A 24,259-nucleotide genomic window follows, 5' to 3' on the forward strand; every position below is an offset into this window, starting at 1 on the left:
AAAAGCGCAGCCAATTGGGCTGCGCTTTTTGTTTCTTGGAGCGAACTAGTGAAATCAGTAAACGATCTGTACTTTAGAAGCGCTATTCACTGCATCTTTAATCGAATCTTCGATAGTCTTACGACGCGTTAGAACAACGCCTAAACGACGGCGACCATCGATTTCAGGCTTACCAAACAAACGAACTTGAGTTTGTGGTTGAGCCAGGGCATTGGCAAGATTATCAAAGCGAATATCTGTTGATGTACCTTGCCCTAGGATGACAGCTGACGCGGACGGGCCGTATTGAATGATACTGTTGATTGGCATGCCAGTGAACGCACGAACATGCAGAGCAAACTCAGACATTTCCTGAGAAATCATAGTTACCATGCCAGTGTCGTGTGGACGAGGTGAAACTTCGTTGAAAATTACTTTATCACCTTTCACGAACAGCTCTACACCGAAGATGCCGTAACCACCGAGCGCATTTACGACTTTCTCCGCTGTGTATTCTGCTGCTTTAATCGCAGTATCTGACATTGCTTGTGGTTGCCACGACTCTCGGTAGTCACCATCTTCTTGACGATGTCCAATTGGTGCGCAGAAATGGACACCATCTTTCGCTCGTACTGTCAGCAGCGTAATTTCATAGTCGAAGTCAATAAAGCCTTCGACGATCACACGACCGGCACCAGTACGACCGCCTTCTTGCGCGTACTCCCACGCTGTTTGCACATCTTGTTCTGTTTTGATGACGCTTTGTCCTTTACCAGACGAACTCATCACAGGTTTTACTACACAAGGGATACCAACGTGCTCAACTGCCGCTTTAAAGTTATCAAAGTTATCTGCAAACTGATAAGGAGAAGTCGTTAAGCTTAGCTCTTCAGCTGCAAGACGACGGATGCCCTCGCGGTTCATAGTCAACTTAGTTGCTTTCGCTGTTGGAACGACGTTCACGCCTTTTTCTTCTAGCTCAACTAATTTGTCTGTTGCGATAGCTTCAATTTCCGGAACCACATAAGCAGGTTGCTCTTTCTTGATGATTTCTTCTAATGCTTTGCCATCAAGCATATCGATGACGTAGCTGCGATGAGCGACTTGCATTGCTGGTGCGTCAGCATAACGGTCACACGCGATCACTTCTAAACCAAGACGTTGACATTCAATTGCTACTTCTTTACCAAGCTCGCCAGAGCCCAGAAGTAATACGCGGGTAGCATGAGTGCTAGTAGCAGTACCAAACATAGTGTTCCCTTACAAAATAAAGTGGTGGAAGCGAATTTGCAGGGGATCATACTGATTTTTGCGAATGAAGCAAACGTTTGCGTGTGATTTTAAACAATAAAAAAAGGCCCTGCGTCATGCAGAGCCTCTCTCATAAGAGCATTGTGAGTTAAATGTTAACAAAACTCACTGGAATATCTGGGTTCAGTGCCTCTAGTGTTGATTGAGTATCGGCTAGGTGGCTGATCTTACCCTGTGAGTTCTCCACTAGTGCTGCGGCTTTGATGTCTTCAAACTGCTCGCCTGCCATCAGGATTTGAATTAAGGCAACCTGAAGTGGCGGAAGGCTAGGGTTGAACGCTGCGTTTTCTGCGTAAGCACCTTGGAATACACGACCACTATTCATCTCAAGAGCAATGCCACTTAAGTTGTTAGTGTATGGAGCGTGACTGATGTTCATAGCAGTAACTGCTTTTTGGATCAGAGTGTCGTTGTCATCGCAAGCAAACTCGTGTTTCACTTCTGCCATTAGACCTGACTGGATACCAAGATCAGCAGGACCGAATGCTTCAGGAAGATAGTCGTGTAGCGATTTTTCTTCACGCTCTGGCAATTGGATCTTTAATTCTTTCGCCGTAGTTAGTTCATTCATGAACTGACGACAGTGACCACAAGGGCTGTAGTTAATGGTGATATCTTTAACACCACGTTCGCCTTTCATCCAAGCATGGCTAATCGCGCATTGTTCAGCATGAACAGTTTGACCTAACTGAACACCAAAAAACTCCATGTTCGCACCGAAGTAAAGGCGACCAGATAGACCACGAACAATCGCGCCTACATAGAATTCAGAAATCGGTGCGTAAGAAAACGCAGCGGCAAAAGGAAGTAGAGCAACACGAAGCTCTTTATCAGAAAGATTGGTAGCGTTTAGTAGCGCTTCAAACTGTTGCTCAGAAATAGTGGCATCAAAATCGTCAGAAAGGACGATAGGAGCAAGAGGTGTTGAAAGTGCTTCAGGAGCGCTTGCTAGCGCCTGTTCAATGCGACTTTTCATGTTGAATCCTTGTTATTGCATGGACAGTTATTCTATGTGAAAGGTGGAAATGTTCTGTGCTTTAGATCACGTTAATGTGTGTAATGATAATTTACGTTACATAATTAGAGTGAGCTCACACATGTATTCGATTTCACTAAGATTTAACGTTATCTCTGTCCCACTAATAACTATATCAACGTATATTCATACTGCGAATTTTCTAGAGGAGATTATGACCTGCTCACTTGATAGCAAAGCAGGTCATTGAGGTTATTATTGGTATAACCAAACCGCCAAAGCAAAGAAGCTTGGCGCGAGAATTGAGGTGATGATGCCACAAAGCACCAATGCAAGAGATGAGAACGCTGCGTCTCCCGGTTGTTTCTCAGCACATGTTGCGGTGCCGAGAGCGTGAGAAACAGTACCCATTGTTAGACCGCGCGCAATTGGATGCTTAATACCAATGATATTGAAGATCGGGTACGCGAGGATGGCACCAAACAAACCCACAATAAGCACTAAAATTGCCGCAACAGCTGCTTCTCCGCCTAAGTGGCTAGAGATTTCCATCGCGATAGGGGTCGTCACAGACTTACCAACCAAGCTGGCTATTAAGCTAATGTCAGCTTTAAATGCCACCGCAATGAGCGTAGCGGTAAGCATGGACATAACACTACCTAACGTGCAAGCCAGAGTGATAATGCGCCAATTAGCTTTGATTTGAGGCAGTTGTTCATAAAGTGGATATGCCAGCGCAACAACGGCGGGTTGAAGTAAAAAGCTGATGTATTCGTTGTCAGCGTAGTATGTTTCAAATGGCACTTTCAAAAAGGTTAGCAACGGGATTAATACCGCGATACTGATCAAAAGCGGGTTAGCAATCGGATTGTTCACCTTGATTGCGATTTGGCGTGCGGCAAGGAAAACCACAATAGTGACAAGTAACCACATACTAGTGCTTCTCCTTCAGTAAGTAATCTAAGAACCATGCCAAGCTGACCAATACGATCAGTGATCCGCCTACTGCACTCGCAATAATTGGCAGTGCGTTAGCCAGTAGCATATCGAAGTGTTGCATCAGACCCACGCTGATAGGCACGAATAGCAGGATCATATAGCGGATGAATAGGGTTGCACCTGGCTTAACCCATTCCACTTTGACTAAGCCAAGGGTCATTGAGAAAAACAGCACAAGCATGCCGATGACACTTCCTGGAACAGAAATGCCAATGAATTTTTGAATGGTGTTGCCGATACCAAGTGCTCCCATGATGAGTGCGAGGGAGATGAGCAAATGGATCAGCTGTAGTAATCGATCTTTTATCATTTTGACAGCATATAAAACAACAAGCACACCCGAAGGTGCGCTTGAACAAGGTAAGAAATTAGGAGGCTAGGCTCTCTACATAACGATAGACGGATTTTAATATTGCTATCTTCTTTTCGTCACTTTCATGTTCGTGAACTAAGTTTTCCAAATTCATCATGTACTCTTCAATCTGACTTTCGAAAACTTCACGACAATGTTGTGCCCAGCGTCTTTGTTCTTGTTCATCTAATGTGCCTGCATAATGGCGAGCACGGTAACGGAAAAGCAATGGCTTGATTCGTTTATCATCGAATTCAATGTCCAGTGCGGCTAAGTTATTCGGATCGGTTTCACGAATGATGTCCATAGCAGCGCGATCAGCAGGCGAGAAAAAACCATCGTAAAGCTGCGTATCAACGTCATTACTCTTTTCGAATTCACGTTCTATAGAGAATAGACTAATCAGCTTCTCTCGGATCTCTGGGTGTTGGCGCAACAACGCTAAATTGTTTAAACATTGTTGGCGGTCAATACCAATGACTTCCGCATTTTCCGCGGTTAATGTTTTTGCTGGAGCGAGAATAGGGCACTTGTTCAGATGCACTAGCTTCACTGGTACAGGCAGTAAGTCGCCCAATTCGTCACGCTTGGTGTACAAGCGTTCTTTCAGTTCTTCCGCTGAAAGTTCAAGGATCGGCTGAGGATCTTTGGCTAAATCAATCGTGATAACAGCGTTATTGTTGGTTGGGTGCCAAGCCACAGGCACAATCCAGCTTGTGTATTGGCATTCACGCCCAAGCATGCCTGATACATGCATCAACGGAGTCATATTGACAATATCAACCAGCTCATTGAGTTTGCGCTTGTTACGCATCGAGAAAAAGTAGTCAAATAGCTTAGGTTGGGCGGCTTTAACTTTCTTCGCCATTTCAATCGTGGCAATCACGTCGGCCATCGCATCGTGAGCATTGCTGTGTTCAATGCCATTCGCTACGGATAAATGCTCTAGCTTGAAGCTTGTAAAGCCTTCATCGTTCTCTGGCCATTCTACGCCTTCAGGACGCAGGGCATGACATGCTCGCATCACGTCAAGCAAATCCCATCGTGAGTTGCCGTTTTGCCAGCTCCATGCGTATGGGTCGATGAAGTTTCGGTAGCAAGTGTAACGAGTGACTTCATCATCAAAACGTATGCTGTTGTAGCCAAGGCTAGTCGTCTTTGGTTTAGACAATTCGGCATGAATTTTGGCGATAAACTCAGGTTCAGGTAAGCCTTCTTGCATTGCTTTTTGTGGTGTAATACCAGTGATCAAAGCTGCTTCTGGCGAAGGAAGGTAATCAGCAGGTGGACGACAGTACATCACCAAAGGTTCACCAATGATATTGAAGTTTTCATCAGTGCGAACGCCAGCAAACTGGCTTGGGCGGTCTTTGGCTGGACTTGTTCCCCAAGTCTCGTAATCGAAAAAGAAAAAAGTGGGCTGATTGTCTTGGTGCATTCTGCTTACCGTTTACGGAACCGATAGGAGTATTAGACCATTCAACGCCTTGACTCGCAACGAAAGATGCAAGGTGATGTTGTGAAAATGGAAAAGCCGAAGTGTCACTTTCGGCTTGAAGTTTTTTATTTGGTTAATGCTTGGACAATCGCTGATTTTTATTAGCCAAAATCAAGGGTGAGCAACAAACGAGCTTGATTCGATTGGATACTAGGCGAGCGATGAACCAGCCCTTTGTTTTCATTTCCGATCCAACGCTCACCTTTTAGCAGTGCAACGTCACCAACAGAAAGGTGCCTGATGTCTGATTCTGCTCTGTATAAGCCGGATTCTGCATCCGAAAGCCCATGACTACCGCGACCGAGCTTTGAGCGATCAAGTACGTCATTAGCAATCCATTGAGTCGCAATGCCTTGGTAGGTAGTGACTAGGCGGCAGGGGACTTGATCAACGTGAAAACGGGGACACATCGCGCTATTGAGTGTCGCTAGGCGCAGTCCTGCGTCTTCTAACTCAAACAAATAGCAAAACATGTCGACTAACTCCACGATATTTCTCAACAACACATCGGGCGCCTGCCCATCGGTTGCGTATTGCAGTACTTCATAAGCATTTTCAGGAGATACATTCAGCGATTTATTGAAGTTAGGGTGGGAGGTGATGAACCGATTCGTGGCATCGGCAAGCGGTTGATCGAATTGTCGCCGCCAGATTGCGATATTGATGTCTTCTTGATAGATGTTCGCTAACACAGTTGGCTCTTCTCCTGAACTGAAACACGGCGCTCGAAGTGTGCATTCAAGAGCCTCAGTTGAAGTGGACTCGATTAAAGTTGAACTCATGACATTACCTCCGATGTTATCTGTGTTCATTTTGATATTTGTGAAATGTTATATCATAACAATACTTCTCGATAAATCAGTTTAGACAGTTAGCGAGTAGGGAGTAAGGCATTAATTGGAGAAGATAGGAAGGGGATGACTCTTCACTTTGGTGCGCTTAAATACAAAAAAGCCGATGGAGAAACCATCGGCTCAAACTGAGAGTTATTTTTCGAGAACAGCTACGCTTTTTGTTCTTCTAACTGTCCATTGTCGTTGGTGGATTTCAACAATCGGCTGGTAATGGTACCTGCAGTCATTGCTCCAGAGACATTAAGTGCAGTTCGCGCCATATCAATTAGTGGCTCGATAGAGATCAGTAGCGCTGCGATTGTCACAGGCAAGCCCATCGCAGGCAGTACAATCAGGGCAGCAAAGGTTGCGCCGCCGCCGACACCGGCAATACCAAATGAGCTAATCGTGATGATGGCAATCAGTGACAGAATAAAGTTGATGTCTAGAGGATCGATACCCATTGTTGGCGCTACCATTACCGCAAGCATTGCTGGGTAGATACCTGCACAGCCGTTCTGACCGATAGTGGCACCGAAAGACGCTGACAAGTTCGCAATTGCTGGTGGTACGTTTAGCTTGGTGATTTGTGCTTCAACGTTAAGTGGAATCGTTGCCGCTGAACTGCGTGACGTGAATGCAAATGTCAGTACTGGCCAAATCTTTTTAAAGTACTCAGCAGGGCTAACGCCGACAAAAGAAACAAGTAGACCATGAACAAGGAACATCAGTGCAATTGCAACGTAAGACGCAACAATAAAGCCAAGCAAATTAAAAATGTCGGCAGCACTTGATGTTGCAACCACTTTCGCCATAAGGGCAGCAATACCATAAGGCGTTAATGCCATGATCATCTTAACCAGGCGCATAACCACGGATTGTGCCGCTTCCACAAAAGTACGAATTGGAGATTCCAACTCTTCTTTTTCTGCCATCACTTTACGTGCAGCGATACCGACTAAAACACCAAAGATAACCACAGCAATGATCGATGTAGAACGAGCCCCTGTAAGATCGGCAAACGGGTTAGTTGGAATAAAGCTTACTAACATCTGAGGAATCGTTAGGTCGCTTACTGATCCTACTCGACTCTCTAATACGGCAATACGAGCCGTTTCACGTGCACCTTCAGTTAATCCAGCGGCAGACAAACCAAATGTAGTCGTAACAAGAATACCGATCATGGCAGCAATGGCTGTTGTTACCAGCAAAACAGAAATCGTTAGACCAGAGATCTTACCCAGCGAACCGCCTTTCTCTAGCTTTACAACGGCGGAAATCATGGAAATCAATACCAAAGGCATAATCACCATTTTAAGGAGACCAACATAACCGCTGCCGACTATGCCGACCCATTCAAGTGTTTGTCCAATGACATCGCTGCCTTCGCCATGGATAAGTTGCAGTCCAAGACCGAAAAGAGAGCCCGTAACCAAGCCAATTAAAACCAAACGCGAGAGTGTGTTTTGTTTTTGTTGTTGGTTAAAAAGGAACATTAATATGGCGATAAACACCGCCAGAGAAGCAACCACTGCGAAATTCATAATCTTACCTTAGTAATCGGCATAAGAAGTGCTGATTAAATTTTATACGGAGCTATATACTGGTTGGGTAAGATACCGAGTGGGATATAACTTTAAAAATGATAAACAGGTATTAGATAGATCTAAAATGAATATAAAAATGCGACTCGACTCTCGTTGATGACTGATTTAGCGTAATATTTAGGCGAAATTTTTCAATCATAGTGCCTAATGAGATCAAGCATATCCTTTCTATGCAAATAAATGACTTTTTCTTCTTGATAGCTGAAAACTTGATAAATCATCGCTTTGGCTACGTCTTGAGCATGAACGGGTACAAAGTTCGCCAATTTACCAAGCATAAGCGGACGAATTACCTTAGAAAGTGTCTGAACAACCTTTTCATCCGTACGAGGATTTTCTCGCTGTCCGACCAGAGGTCCGGGCCTTGCGAACACCACTTCTTCAAAGCCCATCCTCTCGATATTTTTTTCCATATGTCCTTTGCAAGCTAGATAATGGGATGAAGAAGACGCTTTTGCGCCTAGACTCGAAACCACAGCGATGCGTTTTACACCGATCATTTTCATTTGTTGAGCAACTTTACATACCAATTCGACGTCGATCTTTCGCAGAGCATCTTTGCTGCCAGCTTGTTTTAATGTGGTGCCGAGACAAATAAAACCGACGCGTGGAATCGGTTGCTGATCGTCCCAATCGTGGATTGTGAGCGCCGCGTCTAACAATGGGACAATTTTGTTATTTGGATCCTCGATACCAGTGATCGTTCGGCGGGAGAGAGAATATAGCGTTTCGATGCTAGGCTGTGAGACAAGTTTAGCCATGACTTCTTTCCCTACAAGACCTGTACCACCTGCAATAATCACACATGCGTTTGAATCGTTGCCCATTGTATCCTTCCTGTTTAAGAACAAGTGCTTAGGCTATTGTAGCGCATTTCTTCCACGAAGCTGCAGTCAGGTAGCTAATGTATGACATTTAATCAATCGAACTCGGTGAACCTAGCATCTCGAGGTTACTTGGATATAGAAAGCTAAGTGAATAAAATACCTGCAAATAAAAAGACCCGCGGGACGAACGGGTCTTTTTTCCTAGGAGAATGATAAGGGTATGGATTGCCGCGGTGGGCGTTGTTTGTTGGGCTTGCCTTTCTTAGCAGGGCGACGACTTTGATTGGCAAACATGATTTCTCACTCTTTATTGTCGGGGACAAGATCTAAATAGCATCACTCGTGCCAATATTGGAATGTTGTGGGTAAATCGGAACTAATCTAACAACCCTATAAGGAACAAAAAATCATTTTAAATCGACGAATGGAAATTAAAATTATTTATTATTCAGTTATATAGACCTGTTTCGATAGGTGGGCTGACTTTCGGTCTTGCCTCTTAAAAGAAAGGTTCTCTTGTTTACATATGTGGTTTCATTGCTCGACTTTGTTTTTCTTCTATCGCTAAATGAGCAGGTTGAAATAATATTTTTATCAATATGACTGTCGAATTGACAAAAAGCGCTGTCAAAAAGAGAAAATCAGATGAAATTGCACGGGAGAGGGGTACACTTGTTCTCTCAATTTGTCGGGAGTCTCATTTCTCTCGCGGTTTTCTAAGACCAAGGACGTCGTATGAACATAGATCTCAGTACGCTTGCGCCAACGCAGGTGTACCATTTGATGACCCAAACTGTCATTCCTCGCCCAATCGCTTGGGTGCTCACAGACTCAGGTGAGCAAAACTTCAACTTAGCGCCATTTTCCTACTTTACTGCGGTCTCTAGCCGTCCACCTTTATTGATGATTTCTGTGGGAAAAAAGCCCAATGGGGACATCAAGGACACCACGCGAAATGCATTAGAAACCGGTAAGTTGGTTATCCATATTGCACCCAGCGATCTCGCGGATAAAGTCACTTTATCTTCTGCCACATTAGAACATGGGGAATCTGAACTGGAGACTACTCAACTTGAGACGGTTGATTTCCAGGGTTTCGAATTACCGCGCTTAGAAGGCGCGCCAATTGCATTCGGCTGTAAGTTGCATGAAGTGATAGAGATGGGGGAGACACCGCAAAGTTTAATCTTTGCAGAGATTGAACACATTTATGTCGATGAGCGGGTCATATCCATGGAAGGTGATCGTTTAAAAGTCGACTCTCTAGCGGTTGACCCATTAGCAAGGCTTGGTGGAAATGAGTACGCCACGCTAGAAAAGACGTTCTCTGTTGCTCGACCAAAATAAAGAATAAGGAACCATCATCATGGATCGCTCTTTTGCCTCAGAAATTCAAGCTCGCATTGATAACAAAACCAAACCATTAGGCGCTCTTGGTTTGCTCGAAAAAGTGGCGCTAGAACTGGCGTTAATTCAAAGCCAAGATAAGCCTCAAGCGGTTGAAACAATAGTAATTCGCAAACCAACCATGTTGGTATTCGCTGGTGATCACGGTATCGCCGAAGAAGGGGTGAGCATTGCGCCAAGCGCTGTGACTCAGCAAATGGTGGCGAATTTTCTCGCTGGTGGCGCCGCCATTAATTGTTTCTGCGATCTCAACCAAATTGACTTTAAGGTCATTGATTGTGGCATGTTGTCACCGATCGATACCTTAGTTCCTGACTTTAAACATCATCCCAACTTGATTGAGAAACGTCTGGGAAATGGCACGGCAAACTTTGCTAAACAAACGGCGATGTCGTTAGAGCAAGTTGCATTGGGTTTGGAATATGGTGCCAAAGTCGCGCAGCAGGCGATTCTTAATGGTTCGAACTTGTTGATGTTTGGTGAAATGGGGATTGGCAATACCAGTTCGGCATCGGCATTGTTAACAGCGTTGAGTCCATTGGAAGTCGACCATTGTGTTGGCTATGGTACGGGCATTACTCAAGAGCAACTAAACCGCAAAATCAAGCTAGTCGCACAAGGCGTGAATCGCTGTCGTGACCTTGACACCAAAGGAGCACTGGCTCAAGTCGGTGGGTTTGAAATCGTGCAAATGGTTGGCGCATTCTTAGAAGCGAAACGCCACAAAACGCCAGTCTTGGTCGATGGATTTATCGTCTCTGTTGCCGCTTACGTCGCGACTTTATTGGATGAAGAGACGCGAGATTACATGCTGTTTGCTCATAACTCAGAAGAGAATGGGCACAAGTTTGTGCTGGAATGTTTGCAAGCGGAGCCTCTCTTGGATCTTGGTTTGCGTTTAGGTGAAGGAACCGGAGCGGCGCTTGCTTTGCCACTGGTAAAAGCGGCGGCTCAGTTTTACAACAACATGGCAAGTTTTGAGAGTGCGGGAGTGACGGTTTAGTGTCTGCTTCTGAGAATACCCACACTTCAGAGACTCGTTCTTTGCGCTATCAGAGTGAGCTTTTCTTACTCGCAATTAGCTTTTTTAGCCGTATACCTGTGCCCGCAGATTTACCTTACAGTGAAAAGCGCATGAACCAAGCAGGGCGATACTTTGCTTTGGTCGGTGTGGTGCTTGGGCTACTGTGCGCGGCTGCGTTTTCACTGGCGAGCCTGTTGTTCCCAAACTCAGTTGCCATCGTGTTAACCATGGCATTTAGCCTGTTGCTTACCGGCGCTTTTCATGAGGACGGATTAACGGATATGGCGGATGGCATTGGCGGTGGTATGACGTTAGAGCGCCGCTTAACCATCATGAAAGACAGCCGCATCGGGACGTACGGAGCGGCAACGCTAGTGATGGCGCTGTTAGCGAAGTTTGTATTTTGGAGCGAGTTAGCCAATGAGCCTCAGTTTTGGCTGATGATCGTCGTGGCGTTTACCGTGAGCCGAGCGTTGGCTGCCACTCTCATATATGACATGCCTTACGTTAGTGACGCGGATACCTCGAAAAGTAAACCGTTAGCGAATAAGCAATCGAGCTTAGAAGTCGCGATACTGCTCTTAACTGGTGGGGTTGTAGCGTTGTTACTGGGTGTGACTCAGGCAGCTGTGATTGTACTGGTATTGGCACTGTTTCGTGTGGGTTTTAAACGCTGGCTGACCAAACGTATCGGCGGATTTACTGGCGATTGCCTTGGTGCCGCGCAGCAGCTTGCAGAGTTACTTGTTTATCTCACTCTTATCGCATTTAGTCATTCATTATGAAGCAACTTATTCTAGGTGGTGCGCGCTCAGGAAAATCGAGCTTAGCAGAGAGCAGGGCGCAACAATGGGCACAAAATAAAAACGGAACGCTTCACTATGTGGCGACGGCATTGCCTTTTGATGATGAAATGAAGCAGCGCATTGCTCACCATAAACTGCAGCGAGGGACCGGGTGGATTGAACATGAATGTCCGCTTAACTTGCCTGAGCTCATTTGTGAGTTTTCGTCTCAAGATGTCGTGTTAGTTGATTGCCTTACGCTTTGGCTCAACAACTGGATCTTTGAACTCGGTGATGACTGCTGTAATGAGCGGTTAGAGGAAAAAATTGAGCGGTTGGTGAATGCGGCAGCACAATCTGACGCGACGCTGATTTTTGTCTCTAACGAAGTCGGTATGGGCATTGTGCCGCTCGGCGCCGTCAGTCGTTATTTTGTTGATAATGCGGGACGGATGAATCAAAAACTGGCGACCATGTGTGAGCGAGTCACGTTTGTCGCTGCGGGCTTGCCGCTTGAGCTCAAACCACAGGAAGGGAAGAGATGAAAACGTTGAATATCTACTTACTGCGACACGGGAAAGTGAACGCAGCCCCAGGTTTACACGGACAAGCCGATTTAAAAGTCGATGAAGCTGAGCAACGCAAAATTGCGCAAGCCTGGCAACAGGCGGGTCGAGAAGTAGAAGGGATCATCAGCTCTCCTTTGTCACGTTGTCACGATCTTGCTGAGATACTTGCTGAGCAGCAACTTTTGCCTTTAAGTGTGGAACCACAACTTCAAGAATTGGATTTTGGTGATTTCGACGGCATCCCATTTGACATGCTTTCTGAGCACTGGAATAAGCTCGATGCATTTTGGAAAGCACCGGCACAACACACCTTACCGAATGCTGAGAGCTTGGATGATTTCTCTCATCGTGTAACTTGTGCTTGGTCTCAAATCATCAACGATATCAATGACAACTTGCTAATTGTCACGCATGGTGGCGTAATTAGAATGATTCTTGCCCATGTATTGGGTGTAGATTGGCGCAATCCGCGATGGTATTCGACATTAGCGATAGGAAATGCGTCAGTAACACATATAACAATTACCATCGATGATCAGATTTACGCCTCAGTTCGTTCGATAGGCGTACCACTATTTGAAAATTAGTCACGGAAGTAGCCAACGCTTGGATCTCTACCGAGTTTAAGAGAGAAAAGAGCTGGCTCGATTACATCAAAAGGAACCATAAATGACCGCTCCTAGCTGGGATTTATCCATCGTTTATAACGATCTCGCTGACCCACGAATTCAAGATGACATTGCCCTTGTAGAGCAATGCATTGACTTACTCAATAAACAGTCTGCCGATTGTAACTCTGTAGAAGTGATGCAGAACGCAATCTTAACCAGTGAGGCGGCAAGCCGTTTGGCTGGCACGATTGCTAACTTCGCTAACTGTTACGCGTCAGTGGATGCGACAAATGCAGAGGCGAAAGCATTGCTGGGTCGTATGACGCGTATTTTCTCTGAGCTTTCTCAAGCTTACAGTGCCTTTGAGCTTAAATTGACTCATGCTGATGAAGAGTTCATTACTCGCGTTTTGGATCATGAAAATCCAGACATCAGTGGTCAGGCGTTTTCAATCCTAAACTCTCGCAAACTGGCTGACACACGCTTAAGCACCGAAGAAGAAAAGCTATTAGCGGCAATGAGCGTGGATGGAAAATCTGCGTGGGGTAAGTTATACAACAACCTTACGGGCTCTTTGAAAGTGAAGCTTGACTACGCTGATGGTGAAAGCGAAGAGCTTGGCTTCTCGCAAGCAGCAAGCATTCTTTACGGCTCTGAATTTGATCGCCAAGAAGCTGCGTGGCGTGGTGTTCAAAAAGCGATGGCGACACACCAAGAGTCTTTTGCTTCTATCCTTAACGCGCTTTCAGGTTGGCGTTTAACAGAGAACAAAAAGCGTTCTACCAAACGTGATGTCCATTTCCTTGATCCAAGCTTGCATGGCAGCCGAATCAAAGCCGAAACGTTGGATGCCATGATGAAAGTCGCTAAAGACAGCCGTGAGATTGGTCAAAAAGCCGGTTTGCTAATGGCGAAGGTCCATGGTTTGGATGAGATGAAACCATGGAATCATCTTGCTGCGATGCCTGCTTTGAGTGGCGAAGCGAAAGTTTATCCATTTGATGAAGCAATCGACGTCATTTGTGAAGCGTTCGAAACCGTGAACCCAGATATGTCAGAGTTTGTCCGCATGATGGTACAAAACGGCTGGATTGATGCCGCGCCTAATGCCAATAAACGTCTTGGCGCATACTGTACTAAGCTGCCGGCGACGCGTACGCCGCTTGTGTTTATGACTTGGAGTGGTAGCCGCTCAGACCTGATGACGCTTGCTCATGAGCTTGGTCATGCCTTCCACAACTGGGTGATTCGTGACTTGCCGCTTTGCCAAACGTACTACCCAATGACGTTGGCAGAAACCGCCTCGATTTTCGCTGAAAACATCGTTCGTGATCACCTGATTTCAAAAGCAGAAAGTGTGGATGATAAGCTCGAAATGCTGTGGGAAGAGCTTTCTTCGGCGTTGGCGCTGATGATCAATATTCCAGTTCGTTACGAATTCGAAAAAGCCTTCTACGAGCGTCGCCAAGAGGGCGAACTGACAGCAGATGACTTCTGTGAGCTGATGTCAGAAACATGGAAAGATTGGTATGGCGATGTGATGAGCGAAGCTGACCCTTATTTCTGGGCGAGCAAACTGCACTTCTCAATTTCTGGGGTGAGCTTCTACAACTACCCATATCTGTTCGGTTTCTTGTTCAGTAAAGGTATCTACGCTCAACGTGATGCTAAAGGGGAGCGCTTCTACGATGATTATGTAGATCTATTGCGCGACACTGGCAACATGATGGCTGAAGAGGTTGTCGAAAAGCATCTTTCAATGGATCTGACGCAACCAGAATTCTGGCAGCAGAGTGTTGAACTAGTTCGTGACAAAGTAGACGAATTTGAACGTTTACTCGCACAACGTGGTGAATAAACGCTAAAAGTTGATCAAATCATAATGATCTTCTTTAGGGCTGTGGTAAAGTTCACAGCCCTAACACTTTGTAATTGTTTAAAAAATAAACGCCTCAATGCTTGATTTGAGTGCATGGCGCGAAAAGGTATGGGATTTTAAATAAATTTGGTGGCTTCTACTCATAAGTGGGATCGCAACAACAAAAATCCTTTGTACAATTTATTAACATACCCGCCGTGCTATTAAGGAGTAACGCATGACGAAGTCTCTCTTTCGCCAATCGTTTTTAACTGACACGTTAGATGTTCATATTGATGTCGCGCCAGCGGAGCAGGTGCTGTCTAATGGTGTAAAACTTAAACTCTATCAGCGTGGTGTGCTAGAAGTGATTCCTGATGAATACACTCAGGAAACCAAGAACGTCATCATCTCTTGTGGTGTCCACGGGGATGAAACCGCACCGATGGAGCTGGTGGATTCAATTATCAAAGACATCGAATCCGGCTTCCAGAAAGTCGAGTCTCGATGCTTATTCATTATCGCTCACCCAGAATCTACTCTGGCGCACACGCGATTTTTAGAAGAAAACCTTAATCGACTGTTTGATGAGAAAGAGCACGAGCCAACCAAAGAGCTTGCGATTGCTGACACTCTCAAATTGTTAGTGAGAGATTTCTATCAAGATACGGCAGCGGAAACACGCTGGCACTTAGATTTGCACTGTGCGATCCGTGATTCGAAGCACTACACCTTTGCTGTGAGTCCGAAAACGCGTCATCCTGTTCGTAGCAAAGCTTTGATTGATTTTCTCGACAGTGCACATATTGAAGCAGTGCTACTGTCTAACTCACCAACCAGTACATTCAGCTGGTTCAGTGCAGAGAACTACGGCGCTCAAGCTTTGACGATGGAGCTTGGTCGAGTGGCTCGCATTGGTGAAAACGACTTAGACAAACTGACTGCGTTCGATTTGTCACTGCGTAACCTAATTGCAGAGGCGAAAGCGGAGCACTTGTCTAAACCATGTATCAAGTACCGTGTTAGTCGTACGATTGTGCGTTTGCACGAAGATTTCGACTTTATGTTTGATGACAACGTCGAGAACTTCACATCATTCGTTCACGGCGAAGTGTTTGGTCACGATGGTGACAAACCGCTGATGGCGAAGAACGATAACGAAGCCGTTGTTTTCCCAAATCGCCACGTCGCGATAGGTCAACGCGCAGCATTAATGGTGTGTGAAGTGAAAACGCGTTACGAAGATGGCGAGTTAGTCTACGATTAATGCCATATCGCTTTAATTTCGGCGAATAAAGCATAAGAACACATTTGCAATTTACCGAGGCTTAACTGTAAGGTTAAGCCTCGTTTGTATTTATCGGCTACTATGGATTTTCAACAACTTATCCTGAACAAGGAACGACGCTGGCAACGCAATCTTTTGATCATGTCAGTGATTCTCGTGCTGCTCTCTGCTATCCACTTGATGGTCGGAGAGGTATTCCTTTCTCCTTTTCAGTCTCTCTCTGCATTTGAACAAAAACTCTTGTTGGATCTACGTCTGCCACGTTTGGTTTCTGCCGCCATTATCGGGGCAGCATTGGCGGTCTCTGGTGCTACCTTACAAGTTCTGCTTGGCAACGTATTAGCCGAACCCGGCGTTCTCGGGATCTCCGGTGGCGCGAGCTTGGCAATGGTGCTCGTCATGTTTGCCTTGCCGGTTTTACCTTCTCCGATGATCTTTATGTTGGCTGCCATTGCCGGTTCGATGCTGTTTACCGTCATATTGGTTGGTATCGCAAGGGCAATGCATCTCACTACTGCAAGGCTGCTGCTCGTCGGCGTTGCACTGGGTATTTTGTCGAGCGCCATTGTGACGTGGGCATTCTACTTTAGCGATGACTTGAGCCTACGTCAGTTAATGTATTGGCTAATGGGCAGCATTGGTGGGGCAAGTTGGTATCAGCACACCGTTACTTTGGTCATGCTACCTGTATTGATTTGGCTCTGTTGCAAGGGCAAACCGCTTGATAAGTTGATGCTTGGGGAAATCCATGCCACTCAACTAGGTATTGATGTTCATCAGATGCGCTGGAAACTCATTTTGGCAATTTCCATTCTCGTTGGTGGTTCCGTTGCATTGGGGGGGATCATTAGCTTTGTGGGCTTAGTCGTGCCGCATCTGCTTCGATTAGCGTTTGGTACAGAAAACCGTTACTTGTTGCCTCTGTCGGCAATATCTGGCGCAGCCTTATTGGTGTTTGCTGATATCGGCGCGCGTTTGTTGCTCGATTCCGCTGAGCTGCCGCTGGGAGTGATGACCACTTCTATCGGCGCACCTATCTTCATTTGGATGCTGGTGAAAAGTCATGATGCACGTTAAGCACATCGCAGTGGGAAGTCGACTGCTACCGCTCTCCTTTGAATGTAAGCCGGGTGAGGTTGTCCATGTCGTGGGTCCAAACGGCTCAGGAAAGAGTACATTACTTGGCGCGATATCTGGCACTTTAACTCAGCGTGAAGGCGTGAGTGGGGAAGTACTTGTCGATAATAACGACCTGCTCACAATGCCACTTTCAGAACAAGCGCATATCCGTGGGTATTTGTGTCAGCAATCAAGACCTGCATTCAATGTTGATGTCTTTCAATACTTAGCACTTTCATTGCCAACGGGTGCCAATATCAGCGACGCGAAAGTACGAGATGCCGTTAATATTGTTATTGAGCTAGTACAACTGCAAGACAAGCTTCATCGAAGTATTCAGACATTATCCGGCGGTGAATGGCAGCGTGTCCGTTTAGCCGGAGTGTGTTTGCAAGTGTGGCGCACAATTAACCCTTACTCTCAGCTATTGATTTTGGATGAACCCGCAGCGCCGCTGGATATTGCCCAAGAAGGACTGCTATATCAGCTCATTAATGCCGTCGCTGCGCAGGGGATTGGGGTGTTGGTCGCAAACCACGACTTAAACCGAACGCTTAAACACGCTGATAAAGTCTTGCTGCTCAATAACGGCGTATTGCATTCTTTAGGTCATGCAGATGAAGTACTCACGGAAGAGGGCTTGGCAGAAGTTTTCCAAACTCAAGTTCGTAAAGTCGTATTGGAAGATAGACCCTATTTGATTTTTGATTAACTTGAATTCGCAGCTAAAAACCGCCGTGTTGACATCAAACAGAGCACGCTAAAAAGTGTCAATCTGGTTGTAAGACTGTGATGTTCAATGCCAATACTAAGCTGCAATTAGCCGTTTTCTCTAACACTCTTTTCGTGCAAGTGATTATTTTAGCAGTTGCAGTGATATTTCGAGCGATTCCATTTTTATACGCTTCTAAGCCATTTCTTATTTGAAGGCTGATCTCAATTGCCTATAAAGTTGATAGTGAAACATAAAGATGAAAGACATCAAAACAAAGGTACTTTCAAACCATATTCATTTAATGGTCATGTGAACTATAACTCAATGGACGAACCCAATTTAGAATCAGCCCGTTTAACGGAAAAGACTGAAGACCTACGAAAACGAAACCAAATACCTTTTAAATTTGATGGTGAACCAGTTGGGGAGCTGGCAGGTCGCTTCGAACACTGGCTCCCAGGTAAGAAATTTGAGGTCATGGCTGCGGTCAACAACTTCGCTATGTCATTGAATGCTCGGGGGAAGGTAATCGCAGACATGACAGAGCTGGTTTGTGTGACTGATAATTTACCACTAGCAAACTTTGATTATTGGGAGAGGCTTATTCGCTCACAGTTTTCAAAAGTGGTATCAGACACGAAACACGCTTCACAAATGTGCACTTGGTTGGATTTAATTAGTGCTGATGGACGCAAACGAGAGAATACGCTCAGAACGTTGTGTGGTGGTGCGCCTAATGCATTTTTTCTTTGTATGGCGCTACGCAGACTTAATGATTGGGCACCTCAAGTTCGCCAAGCCGCCAAAGAGCAATTAGCGAAGATAGCAAAGCACAGTGATCCTCAAGACGTTGCAAATGCGACAAGCGTAGTCCTTGTTCATTGGAACTCTTGGGGAAGAATCGATGAGACGGAAAAGCAAGTATTGCTGAATATAATAAGCAGACCCCAGGTAGCAAACGTTATTGTCGCCAAATTGATGAACTCTTCTTGCGGTCCCATGCCCTCGTTATTTTCTCAGTTAAGTCGGACCAACATTTTAGATACGCATCTAACTAACATCGCGAAGAGTGCTATTCAACCTTGTATAAGAGCCAAGGCTTTTCGTGCTCTTTTCGAAAAACGGCTTACATGGACTCATGGTCGAGAGTGGGTTTGGACAGATATTCGTTACTGTGAAGGGCAGTTCAAGCCCATCGTCTACGAACGGCAGATTAGTGTCTCCCTTTCATCTGCCGAGTTATTAAACCGCTCAGCACACGACGCTTCTCCTATTGTTCGCAGAGTTGCAGCTGAGTTCCTTATTCGAGAGTTAGAGTCTCTTGGTAGTAAGGCAAAGAGATACGCACAGGGATTTTCAGCAGATAAATCAAACTCTGTCTCCGAGCGAGGTAGGTTTGCACTGAAGATGTTAAGCAAGACATAAAAGTGCAGCTCTTAGAAAACAAGTTATACGAAAAACTAGATGGTAATAATGTAAGGGGGTGCATATTAATGTCAGCTTAGCCACAGTGATTAAAAGTAGGTTATTACTCTTTGCTTTTCTTCTTTATCCGACGGTATCACCAGCTAAAAGCTCAGAGATACATCTTTTACTTAACTGGATGATAGATAACCATCAAACGATCGAAACCACGCTTAAAGATAGTAACCCATCTACATTAGTACCAACCATCTTCACTTTAACTGAAATCTGGAAACGTCGTGATGGAGCGCTTTCTGGGGAGGTGTCCCCATTTATTCTGAAGGCATTAATTGCGGACCCTTACACCACCTTATTGTTACTTTCGAAACAGCCTCTATCATTCGACAATTGGCTTGATGAGTTGGAAGGAATGGCATTTACCGCCTATGACACTAACGACAAAGCGGGACTTGAAACGTTAAGAGTCGATGTAATGCAGTCGCTCAGGTCGATTTCTGAAGCTAACGAAGGAAAGTTAACTTTGATGGCATCCCAACTTATCAATAGATTAAGTCACATTGAAATACGGGATATTCACTAAATCATGTAGGACACAGCTCTTGTTGCGCCTTTACGAATATACAAGGAGGAAGAGTGATAAGACTCATTGCTTTACTAAGTTTAGGGTTGGCATTTTCAGTGCAAGCGGAGAGAGGGCTCTCACCCAAAGTCGAACAACCGTTGCTTCAATTTGCACAAGCAAATTGTTTATATCAGTATTTTTCATACAAAAATTATGATTTAAAAGATATAAGAAGCATCTCGGCAGGTATTGTACAGATGAGCCATATTCCCGCAGATAAATTCGTTGAAGTTAATGAATTAGTTCGTAACTATGAGCCCCAGATTCAGTATAAGAAAGAGACGTCGCCTCTACTTGTGAAGTGTTTTACTTTAGAAAGCGACCCTGCTTTTTTGAAAAAACTGAGCCGCGTTTCGGAGCGTGATTAAGATAAGAGACCTTTTCTTATTTTAGAGTTTTGGTTAAAACGGAAGAAAAGCTGGATCAAGATAAACAGGCAAGCACAATAACGAAACCTAAAAGAGGTTTATGCGAGCTTTGAAATGGCATAGAACAAGAAGAAAATTTACTTGCGTTGACTTGGAGAAAGGAATGAAAAAATACGTGATTGTGGCTCTAACGAGTTTGTCATCTATGGCATTTGCTCAAGAAGAAGCGATAGATTGTAATAACGCGGTCAGTACCCTAGAGATTAATCAGTGTGCAGCCATTGAGTTAGAGGCTGCTCAAAAGCAACTAAATAAGTATTTGGAAACGAGTTTCGAACATAATTCTTATGATCCTGAGCTGATTAAAGCGATTCAAGTTGCACAAAAAGATTGGCAAGCGTACGTGACGTCGCATTGTGATTCGGTATATACGCAGTGGCGTGAAGGGACAATTCGTGGCGTGATGGCTATTTCCTGCGAAACTCAATTAACTCAACAAAGAACTCACGAAATTTGGCAAAACTTCTTAACCTACATGGATAGTACGCCACCGGTTTTACCCGAACCAAATGTTGAGTAGTGTTACTTAAACGCGGATAGATTCGTTTTTTAAAACGCGTCAACGTACTTAACCTCAACATGGCTTCTATCACGCTAAACGGTATAGCGGATGAGAGATACTGTTTAACCCACTCAGGCAGTAAATGGGAAGTGTTTTATGCCAGAGAGGGCAAATGTGATTCAGAACCTGATCGTAGGGCATTTTGCGGGTAAATTTAGCTGTAAATTTCTTCTCTTGTTGGAGAGCTAGCACTTCTTTTGAGGACCGATAGTATGTTCCAAAGTCTCCTTCTAACTGAGATCCTTAAATCTGAGCTGAAAAACAACAATTTAATTGTTGAAACAACGAGTTGGCCGCCAAAATGCAATAAGCTCATTGTATTGCAATATCGGTTTTCCAAATCATATACTTTGGTCAATTATCGAGAATTGGAAGATTGCCATTATTGGTTCGCAGAGTACATTGATGGTGACGAATGTTTGGCATGTCGCTTTGATGTTCTTTAGCATCATTCTTTTGAATCATGTATTTCAAGCTTATGGGATTTAATAGAGAAGGAGTTCATTTGACGATTCCTACCTTGTACATTTTTTCTGGTCTTCCTGCGTCTGGTAAGTCGACGTTAGCAAAGCTATTAGCCGCAAGAGTTGGCGCGATGTATGTACGCGTCGACACTATAGAGCAAGGTCTACGTGATTTGTGTCATTTCAAGGTTGAAGGTGAGGGTTATCGGCTAAGTTACCGGATCATCCGAGATAACCTTGAACTTGGGTTGAGTTGTATCGCTGACTCTTGTAACCCCATAGAGCTTACACGGCATGAATGGCAGCAAGTGGCAACAAGCATGTCCGCTCACTTTGTTAACATAGAGATAAGTTGCTCGGATGAGAATGAGCATAAACAACGTGTTGATTCTCGTAAGAATGAAGTTGAGAACCTGCAGCTACCGAATTGGCAACAAGTATACCCAAGTGACTTCAAGATGCAGGATTCAGAGCGTTGTCATTGATTCGAGATCAAGGAAAACAACGCAGTGTAATAGTTAGCTCTTTCCAAGTTGTTTGACGCAGCAATCGGGTCAATGACACGCTCCCAAAGGGCGAGCTGTCTTGGCTTGTATACTTTGTTGACGATTCTTGATTTAGAATGACTAGATCTTTAAATCGCCGCCGCGTCTACAAACCAAGTCATTCTCGCTGAACCTAGCATCTCGAGGTTACTTGGGTATAAAAGCTCGTCACCACGAGGCTTGGAAGACGGAAGTCGTCAAGATTGATACGGCAACAGACAGTATCGAAACGTCGTTAGCCAAATTGGTCGAAAAGCTTGGTATTTGAATTTAGCATTCCTTTTATGATGGAGATTCGCCATGCACAAGCGAGATAATGGTCTCGATGCCCAGGGCTTTATCCGCAATGACTGTTCACCAGAAAATATTCAAATAGAGTTCCAACCAGTTGTTGAGGTCGTTGTTGGTGAGTTGATAACGCAACTTCCAAAACAAATAGATGGTATCTACTTGTACGGCAGCGTTCCCAGAGGCACAGCAATGCTGGGGCACTCAGATCTCGATGTTTCCGTAATACTGACCGCACCGGTGAGTCAAAATGAACTGGGCATATTCAACAAACTGTCTTCAAGCATCCCCAAAGCTTATCCGCAAATAAGCAAACTTGATATTGACCCAGGTGAGCGTCATCGTGTTCTAGACCCAAAAGAAAAATACCATTGGCAATTTTGGCTCAAACACTGTTGCTGCTGCATTTGGGGAAATGATTTATCAAAAGAGCTTGTGTCACATAAACCCAGCTTTGAAATCGCTGAAGCTCTCAATGGTGACCTCGCGGTTTTTTTGGAGCAAATGAGTGGTCGTTTTGCGCAAATGAGTGACAAAGCGGTAGCAAAAGTGATTGGTAAGAAGTTGATAAGAGCTGCCTACTATTTTGTCGCTGAGAAGGACGGCAGTTGGTATATCAACTTGCCTGAATGTGTCGAAGTAGCGAGAAAATACTACCCAAATCAACATCAAGATATTGATCTTGCTTACCAATGTGCAATAGGCAACATAGCGTCCAAAATAGATGCCATCGCACTTTATCAGCGGTTAAGTCAATACATCAATGCTAGGGCTTTGCAAAGTTGATTGTTTATCAAGAACGCTCAGAATAAAAAAACGCCCACAATATCGAGTATTGTGGGCGCTGAATTTCATCTGTTGTACCTAATCGACGACTTATTGTGTAAGCGGCTTAAGGTCTGCAGGGCGGTAGTAAACCGATTTTAGAACCTTACCTTTACGTACCGTTTTGCCTTCAGATACAAAATCTTCTGCGCATTTCGCAATGATGTATTCGCCTTTTTGAACCGCCATCAGCTTGATGCCTTGTTCAGCGTAGAACGCTTCTGTTTCTGCGTATTCTTGCTCGTTACGGCACACTTTGCTCATGTTGCTTGAGTGTACTTCGTCCCAGCAAGGGATAAAGTCGATACCACGGTTCACCGCTACGTTAAGCAGTAGATCGATCAGATAGCTGATCGCTAGGTTATCTTCAACTTTGCTGTCACCAAGGTGTACTAGACGACCCATTAGAACGTAAACGCTGTCAATGATTGCGTCTGCTTGCTCGGTTTTGCAATCCGCTTCCGCTAGTTCAGTAAGCTCTTCGATCGCAAGAGAAGTGTGTAGTGTATCTGCTTGTGCGTCTAGGCTTGCAACATCCGCCACTGGTAGGTCGAAAGTGCTACGGAACTCGGTGATGTCACGGTATAGGTGATCAAAAATCTCTTGGGTTAGCTTTGACAGTTGCATTCTAATGTCCATTGAATCGATTGAAGTTGCAATCATATCAAACCGAACTTTAATCCCCAAGCGATCCCATTCTAACTGGTTAGAATTCTGTCTCTTGGGGAGTGAGTCTTAGCGAAATAGGTAAGGGAAGAGCTTCTTACGTTCTTCCTCTGAAAGCGCTGAAACACGTTCAATATTGGTATCTGGAATGGACTCTGGAGCAGGGTAGTGCTTAAGTACCTTTTCCATGCTCTCCTCACGGATCAAATGAAACACTGGGTATGGAGAGCGATTCGTCAGGTTTTCATCATCTTCTGGTTCTGCACCGCCAAAGCAGTAATCAGGATGGAAGGTGGCAACTTGGAAAATGCCTTCCCAATCTTGCTGTTTGATCAAACCTTCAACCCAATCAATGAAGAAGTTGTAATCCCAGAAATCTTGCAGCATGTTTGGAACCACAACCAAGGTTGTCTCCAGTTTTTCCGGCTCGGTATTACTGAGTTCGATCAGTTGCAGCAAAATGTCTTCAAGTAGAGCTTCTTCTTGCGAGGCTTCACTAACGAAGATTTTGATTTGTTTATTGCGCTGTGGCTTAGCGGCGAACGGGCAGAGATTTAACCCGATCACGACATCATTGAGCCACTGATCGACTTGCTCTGTGATCGCATTGATATCGGTGTTTGGTGATTCTTGTGTTGAGCGCGTTGGCATACGACTTTCTTGCTTTTATGAATGT

The 24,259-nt window shown here is 44.9% G+C and carries 25 protein-coding genes; 15 read left to right on the forward strand and 10 right to left on the reverse strand.

The genetic code is table 11. The features are described from left to right. Nucleotides 1-54 precede the first annotated feature (54 nt). From purT to QMY49_RS05825, 8 genes are all read right to left on the reverse strand, one after another. The gene (purT, locus tag QMY49_RS05790) at nucleotides 55-1,230 is read right to left on the reverse strand and encodes a formate-dependent phosphoribosylglycinamide formyltransferase (RefSeq protein WP_283313354.1); all 1,176 of its coding nucleotides are present in this window, start codon (nucleotides 1,228-1,230) and stop codon (nucleotides 55-57) included. A gap of 148 nt (nucleotides 1,231-1,378) precedes the next feature. Further along, nucleotides 1,379-2,266 carry a cytidine deaminase gene (cdd, locus tag QMY49_RS05795; RefSeq protein WP_005445539.1) on the reverse strand — a complete coding sequence of 296 codons (888 nt, stop codon included), beginning with the start codon at nucleotides 2,264-2,266 and terminating at the stop codon, nucleotides 1,379-1,381. 255 nt (nucleotides 2,267-2,521) lie between these two features. After that, the gene (locus QMY49_RS05800) at nucleotides 2,522-3,199 is read right to left on the reverse strand and encodes an LrgB family protein (RefSeq protein ID WP_005445538.1); all 678 of its coding nucleotides are present in this window, start codon (nucleotides 3,197-3,199) and stop codon (nucleotides 2,522-2,524) included. A gap of 1 nt (nucleotide 3,200) precedes the next feature. Further along, on the reverse strand, nucleotides 3,201-3,575 hold the full coding sequence (locus tag QMY49_RS05805; protein WP_005445537.1) for a CidA/LrgA family protein: 375 nt from the start codon (nucleotides 3,573-3,575) through the stop codon (nucleotides 3,201-3,203). A 58-nt stretch (nucleotides 3,576-3,633) separates the two neighbouring features. After that, nucleotides 3,634-5,055, reverse strand: a complete 1,422-nt coding sequence (gene sbcB, locus QMY49_RS05810) for an exodeoxyribonuclease I (RefSeq protein WP_005445536.1) — start codon at nucleotides 5,053-5,055, stop codon at nucleotides 3,634-3,636. A gap of 161 nt (nucleotides 5,056-5,216) precedes the next feature. Further along, complete coding sequence (locus QMY49_RS05815) at nucleotides 5,217-5,897, reverse strand: DUF1826 domain-containing protein (protein ID WP_005445535.1); 681 nt, start codon at nucleotides 5,895-5,897, stop codon at nucleotides 5,217-5,219. 221 nt (nucleotides 5,898-6,118) lie between these two features. Continuing rightward, on the reverse strand, nucleotides 6,119-7,492 hold the full coding sequence (locus QMY49_RS05820) for an L-cystine transporter (protein ID WP_029791108.1): 1,374 nt from the start codon (nucleotides 7,490-7,492) through the stop codon (nucleotides 6,119-6,121). Nucleotides 7,493-7,686: 194 nt separating this feature from the next. Beyond that, nucleotides 7,687-8,382: an NAD(P)H-binding protein gene (locus QMY49_RS05825; protein WP_017818004.1), complete on the reverse strand. Its 696-nt coding sequence runs from the start codon at nucleotides 8,380-8,382 to the stop codon at nucleotides 7,687-7,689. A 735-nt stretch (nucleotides 8,383-9,117) separates the two neighbouring features. On the opposite strand from QMY49_RS05825, the gene QMY49_RS05830 reads away from it, so the two are divergent. From QMY49_RS05830 to QMY49_RS05900, 15 genes are all read left to right on the forward strand, one after another. Next, complete coding sequence (locus QMY49_RS05830) at nucleotides 9,118-9,729, forward strand: flavin reductase family protein (protein ID WP_274878972.1); 612 nt, start codon at nucleotides 9,118-9,120, stop codon at nucleotides 9,727-9,729. Between the two features lie 19 nt (nucleotides 9,730-9,748). Continuing rightward, entirely contained in the window at nucleotides 9,749-10,792 is a 1,044-nt protein-coding gene (gene cobT, locus QMY49_RS05835; RefSeq protein WP_283313360.1) for a nicotinate-nucleotide--dimethylbenzimidazole phosphoribosyltransferase, read from the forward strand. After that, on the forward strand, nucleotides 10,792-11,598 hold the full coding sequence (locus tag QMY49_RS05840) for an adenosylcobinamide-GDP ribazoletransferase (RefSeq protein ID WP_283313364.1): 807 nt from the start codon (nucleotides 10,792-10,794) through the stop codon (nucleotides 11,596-11,598). Before cobT ends, QMY49_RS05840 begins: the two co-directional genes overlap by 1 nt. Then, the gene (gene cobU, locus QMY49_RS05845) at nucleotides 11,595-12,143 is read left to right on the forward strand and encodes a bifunctional adenosylcobinamide kinase/adenosylcobinamide-phosphate guanylyltransferase (protein WP_283313366.1); all 549 of its coding nucleotides are present in this window, start codon (nucleotides 11,595-11,597) and stop codon (nucleotides 12,141-12,143) included. The genes QMY49_RS05840 and cobU overlap by 4 nt, the downstream gene beginning before the upstream one ends. After that, nucleotides 12,140-12,754 carry an alpha-ribazole phosphatase gene (gene cobC / locus QMY49_RS05850; protein ID WP_283313367.1) on the forward strand — a complete coding sequence of 205 codons (615 nt, stop codon included), beginning with the start codon at nucleotides 12,140-12,142 and terminating at the stop codon, nucleotides 12,752-12,754. Before cobU ends, cobC begins: the two co-directional genes overlap by 4 nt. 82 nt (nucleotides 12,755-12,836) lie before the next feature. Beyond that, the gene (locus tag QMY49_RS05855) at nucleotides 12,837-14,636 is read left to right on the forward strand and encodes a M3 family oligoendopeptidase (protein ID WP_212581529.1); all 1,800 of its coding nucleotides are present in this window, start codon (nucleotides 12,837-12,839) and stop codon (nucleotides 14,634-14,636) included. 238 nt (nucleotides 14,637-14,874) lie between these two features. After that, nucleotides 14,875-15,903, forward strand: a complete 1,029-nt coding sequence (locus tag QMY49_RS05860) for a succinylglutamate desuccinylase (RefSeq protein ID WP_038897593.1) — start codon at nucleotides 14,875-14,877, stop codon at nucleotides 15,901-15,903. Nucleotides 15,904-16,005: 102 nt separating this feature from the next. After that, nucleotides 16,006-17,001, forward strand: a complete 996-nt coding sequence (gene btuC, locus QMY49_RS05865; RefSeq protein WP_009697375.1) for a vitamin B12 ABC transporter permease BtuC — start codon at nucleotides 16,006-16,008, stop codon at nucleotides 16,999-17,001. Then, the gene (gene btuD / locus QMY49_RS05870; protein ID WP_080654225.1) at nucleotides 16,988-17,755 is read left to right on the forward strand and encodes a vitamin B12 ABC transporter ATP-binding protein BtuD; all 768 of its coding nucleotides are present in this window, start codon (nucleotides 16,988-16,990) and stop codon (nucleotides 17,753-17,755) included. The genes btuC and btuD overlap by 14 nt, the downstream gene beginning before the upstream one ends. Nucleotides 17,756-18,001: 246 nt before the next feature. Further along, on the forward strand, nucleotides 18,002-19,183 hold the full coding sequence (locus QMY49_RS05875; protein ID WP_283313373.1) for a hypothetical protein: 1,182 nt from the start codon (nucleotides 18,002-18,004) through the stop codon (nucleotides 19,181-19,183). A 58-nt stretch (nucleotides 19,184-19,241) separates the two neighbouring features. Then, nucleotides 19,242-19,763 carry a hypothetical protein gene (locus tag QMY49_RS05880; RefSeq protein ID WP_188015067.1) on the forward strand — a complete coding sequence of 174 codons (522 nt, stop codon included), beginning with the start codon at nucleotides 19,242-19,244 and terminating at the stop codon, nucleotides 19,761-19,763. 53 nt (nucleotides 19,764-19,816) lie between these two features. Continuing rightward, nucleotides 19,817-20,173, forward strand: a complete 357-nt coding sequence (locus QMY49_RS05885; protein ID WP_017190311.1) for a hypothetical protein — start codon at nucleotides 19,817-19,819, stop codon at nucleotides 20,171-20,173. A gap of 163 nt (nucleotides 20,174-20,336) precedes the next feature. Then, nucleotides 20,337-20,753, forward strand: coding sequence for a lysozyme inhibitor LprI family protein (locus tag QMY49_RS05890; RefSeq protein WP_009697380.1), 417 nt, complete (start codon nucleotides 20,337-20,339; stop codon nucleotides 20,751-20,753). Between the two features lie 547 nt (nucleotides 20,754-21,300). After that, a complete protein-coding gene (locus QMY49_RS05895; protein ID WP_017818016.1) occupies nucleotides 21,301-21,744 on the forward strand; it encodes a P-loop nucleotide/nucleoside kinase family protein in 444 nt (147 codons plus the stop codon). 360 nt (nucleotides 21,745-22,104) lie between these two features. Beyond that, nucleotides 22,105-22,878 carry a nucleotidyltransferase domain-containing protein gene (locus tag QMY49_RS05900; RefSeq protein ID WP_050904317.1) on the forward strand — a complete coding sequence of 258 codons (774 nt, stop codon included), beginning with the start codon at nucleotides 22,105-22,107 and terminating at the stop codon, nucleotides 22,876-22,878. A 90-nt stretch (nucleotides 22,879-22,968) separates the two neighbouring features. Here QMY49_RS05900 and QMY49_RS05905 read toward each other — a convergent pair whose 3' ends face one another. Both QMY49_RS05905 and QMY49_RS05910 read right to left on the reverse strand, forming a co-directional pair. After that, on the reverse strand, nucleotides 22,969-23,544 hold the full coding sequence (locus QMY49_RS05905; protein ID WP_005445519.1) for a nucleoside triphosphate pyrophosphohydrolase family protein: 576 nt from the start codon (nucleotides 23,542-23,544) through the stop codon (nucleotides 22,969-22,971). A gap of 108 nt (nucleotides 23,545-23,652) precedes the next feature. Next, nucleotides 23,653-24,234 carry a DUF1415 domain-containing protein gene (locus QMY49_RS05910; protein WP_258455538.1) on the reverse strand — a complete coding sequence of 194 codons (582 nt, stop codon included), beginning with the start codon at nucleotides 24,232-24,234 and terminating at the stop codon, nucleotides 23,653-23,655. Nucleotides 24,235-24,259 lie beyond the last annotated feature (25 nt).

Source organism: Vibrio harveyi, from assembly GCF_030060435.1.
GTDB lineage: Bacteria > Pseudomonadota > Gammaproteobacteria > Enterobacterales > Vibrionaceae > Vibrio > Vibrio harveyi.

Excerpts from the sequence above, each read along its gene's own strand:
- purT (WP_283313354.1), bottom strand. The coding sequence starts at position 1,230 with ATGTTTGGTACTGCTACTAGCACTCATGCTACCCGCGTATTACTTCTG.
- cdd (WP_005445539.1), bottom strand. The coding sequence starts at position 2,266 with ATGAAAAGTCGCATTGAACAGGCGCTAGCAAGCGCTCCTGAAGCACTT.
- QMY49_RS05800 (WP_005445538.1), bottom strand. The coding sequence starts at position 3,199 with ATGTGGTTACTTGTCACTATTGTGGTTTTCCTTGCCGCACGCCAAATC.
- QMY49_RS05805 (WP_005445537.1), bottom strand. The coding sequence starts at position 3,575 with ATGATAAAAGATCGATTACTACAGCTGATCCATTTGCTCATCTCCCTC.
- sbcB (WP_005445536.1), bottom strand. The coding sequence starts at position 5,055 with ATGCACCAAGACAATCAGCCCACTTTTTTCTTTTTCGATTACGAGACT.
- QMY49_RS05815 (WP_005445535.1), bottom strand. The coding sequence starts at position 5,897 with ATGAGTTCAACTTTAATCGAGTCCACTTCAACTGAGGCTCTTGAATGC.
- QMY49_RS05820 (WP_029791108.1), bottom strand. The coding sequence starts at position 7,492 with ATGAATTTCGCAGTGGTTGCTTCTCTGGCGGTGTTTATCGCCATATTA.
- QMY49_RS05825 (WP_017818004.1), bottom strand. The coding sequence starts at position 8,382 with ATGGGCAACGATTCAAACGCATGTGTGATTATTGCAGGTGGTACAGGT.
- QMY49_RS05830 (WP_274878972.1), top strand. The coding sequence starts at position 9,118 with ATGAACATAGATCTCAGTACGCTTGCGCCAACGCAGGTGTACCATTTG.
- cobT (WP_283313360.1), top strand. The coding sequence starts at position 9,749 with ATGGATCGCTCTTTTGCCTCAGAAATTCAAGCTCGCATTGATAACAAA.
- cobU (WP_283313366.1), top strand. The coding sequence starts at position 11,595 with ATGAAGCAACTTATTCTAGGTGGTGCGCGCTCAGGAAAATCGAGCTTA.
- cobC (WP_283313367.1), top strand. The coding sequence starts at position 12,140 with ATGAAAACGTTGAATATCTACTTACTGCGACACGGGAAAGTGAACGCA.
- QMY49_RS05855 (WP_212581529.1), top strand. The coding sequence starts at position 12,837 with ATGACCGCTCCTAGCTGGGATTTATCCATCGTTTATAACGATCTCGCT.
- QMY49_RS05860 (WP_038897593.1), top strand. The coding sequence starts at position 14,875 with ATGACGAAGTCTCTCTTTCGCCAATCGTTTTTAACTGACACGTTAGAT.
- btuC (WP_009697375.1), top strand. The coding sequence starts at position 16,006 with ATGGATTTTCAACAACTTATCCTGAACAAGGAACGACGCTGGCAACGC.
- btuD (WP_080654225.1), top strand. The coding sequence starts at position 16,988 with ATGATGCACGTTAAGCACATCGCAGTGGGAAGTCGACTGCTACCGCTC.
- QMY49_RS05890 (WP_009697380.1), top strand. The coding sequence starts at position 20,337 with ATGAAAAAATACGTGATTGTGGCTCTAACGAGTTTGTCATCTATGGCA.
- QMY49_RS05900 (WP_050904317.1), top strand. The coding sequence starts at position 22,105 with ATGCACAAGCGAGATAATGGTCTCGATGCCCAGGGCTTTATCCGCAAT.
- QMY49_RS05905 (WP_005445519.1), bottom strand. The coding sequence starts at position 23,544 with ATGCAACTGTCAAAGCTAACCCAAGAGATTTTTGATCACCTATACCGT.
- QMY49_RS05910 (WP_258455538.1), bottom strand. The coding sequence starts at position 24,234 with ATGCCAACGCGCTCAACACAAGAATCACCAAACACCGATATCAATGCG.